At 54.5% G+C, this 2,250-nt stretch carries 1 protein-coding gene; it reads right to left on the reverse strand.

Annotated features, from left to right (window positions below):
- A partial coding sequence (locus ACP5E6_RS15940; protein WP_427955720.1) for an NADP-dependent isocitrate dehydrogenase occupies nucleotides 1-1,445 on the reverse strand: 1,445 nt, incomplete at its 3' end.
- Between the last annotated feature and the right edge of the window lie 805 nt (nucleotides 1,446-2,250).

Here is a 2,250-nt window from a genome sequence, read left to right on the forward strand (position 1 = left end):
TGGGGCCGCTCGAACGCATCCTTGCCGTCGAAACGCTGCAATTTCTCGACATGCATCCACGAATGAACCTGACCAATCCGACCGACCAGATCAGCAATCCCCTGCGGCGGATTGCCCTCGGCCGGCGCATTCAACATGAAACGACAATCGAAATGATCGACCAGAAACGTCTGACCCCCCGTCGAAGGCCAGACCTGAACCCCACGATTCGAAATGGAGTCGAGCCGCAACACACTGCCCGAAGCAATCTTCATGAGCGATTCACCCAGCGCGGCCGCCGAAAGATCCGTCTCGATGAACACATCAACCCCAATCAACTCACGCGTCGCCGGTTCGGTATGCGCGGTCAGATCAGGCCAGGGCGTCAAATGCAGCGGTTGATAATGACGCGATGGCAAATTGCTGCTCCGCCCCAGATTCTCGATCACCTGCCCCACGAATTTCTCCGTGCCCACCCCATGACCCCGCGGCGATAAATCACCCGTCAAATTGATCCCCTCGGCAAGCGTGATGAACAGCGCCTGCTCAACAATCTCGGCCGTCTCGAACGCGCCAATATGACGCAACATCATAATGGCGGCCGAAAGCAACGCCGTCGGATTGGCCAGCCCCTTGCCGGCAATCTGCGGCGCCGAGCCATGAACCGCCTCGAAAATCGCCGCCCGGTCCCCCAGATTGGCACTCGGCGCAATGCCAAGCCCCCCAACCAACCCCGCCGCAAGATCGGAAATAATATCGCCGTTCATGTTCGACGTCACAATGACGTCGAATTGCTCAGGCGCAATCACCAGCTGATGCGCACAATTATCGATAATGACATGGTTCTGCGCAATCGTCGGATAATCCGGCCCAACCGCCTCAAACACCCGCTTCATCATGCCCTCGGTGAGCTTCATGATGTTCGCCTTGGTCGCACACGTCACCGTCTTGCGATCCTCAGCCAGCGCCAAACCAAACGCGGCACGAATAATCCGCTCACACCCCGGCCGCGTCATCAGCTTCAAACACTGCGCAACATCCGGAGTCTGCATATGCTCAATACCAGCATAAACATCCTCCACATTCTCGCGCACAATCACCATGTCAATGCCACGCCCGGTAAACGGCGTCTTGATGCCCGGAAGCTCACGCACCGGCCGGATATTGGCATAAAGCTCGAAATGCTTGCGTAACGTCACATTGGCCGACTTCGCGCCATAACCCACCGGCGTCTCCAACGGCCCCTTCAACGCCAACCCGTTCGCCGCAATCGAATCAAGCGTCTCGCGCGGCGCCCCCGACGGAATCCCCTTCTTGAACACCGCCGCCCCAGCCTCGGCCACCTCCCACTCGATCGGCGCACCCGCCGCCTCAAAAATCCGCCGCGTCGCGTCAAATACCTCAGGACCAATGCCATCGCCTGGCATCGCCGTAACACGGGTCTTGGTGGTGCGCACGTCCGTCATCGGAACTCCCCTGTTTGTGCAGTGCAACCGACTATACGACGCACGACAAACCCACGCTACCATAAGCGACAAAACAACCCGGACCCAGATGAAGGAAGATGTTCTTTTTTGAAAAAAAGAACCAAAAAACTTTTGTTCCTCTGGTCTCTACCGGTGAAACCACCGGCGGCTATCAACAAAAATCATCGTCGTCTGGTCGATAGCGTTGAAACCACCGATAATCCAAATAAAACGTTTTTTTATTCTGATTCTTACCGTTGAAACCAACGAGGACCAGAACCAGCAACCGCTTAAGTTCGGTCCCTACTGTTAAAACTACCCGGAATCAGAATAAAAAATTTACGTTCCGCTGGTTTCCACCGCTGAAACCACCGCGAACCAGAATCAAAATTTCCCTTTCGATCCGGTCCCCACCGCTGAAATCCCCGAAAACCAGACTGAAAATTCTCTTTCCCTCTGGTTCCCGCCGTTGAGACCACCGAGAACCAGAATAAAATGCTTTCTTTTATTCTGGCTCCTACCGTTGAATTACCCAGAAACCAGATCAAAAATTTTCTTTTAATCTGTTTCCCACCGCCGAAACCACCGCGAACCAGATCAATCGTTTTCTTTTCATCTGCTCCGTACCGGTGAAACCGTCGGAAACCAGATCAAAAATCTCTTTTCATTTGGCCCCCATCGTCCCCACCACCGCGCCCCAGACTCAAAAAAGTTTTTTGCTCCTTTTTTTCAAAAAAGGAGACTTCTCCTTGCCTTGCCTTGCCTTGCCTTGCCTTGCCTTGCCTTGCCTTGCCTTGCCTTGCCT

This window comes from Acidiphilium sp., from assembly GCF_049977125.1.
In the GTDB taxonomy this organism is placed as follows: domain Bacteria; phylum Pseudomonadota; class Alphaproteobacteria; order Acetobacterales; family Acetobacteraceae; genus Acidiphilium.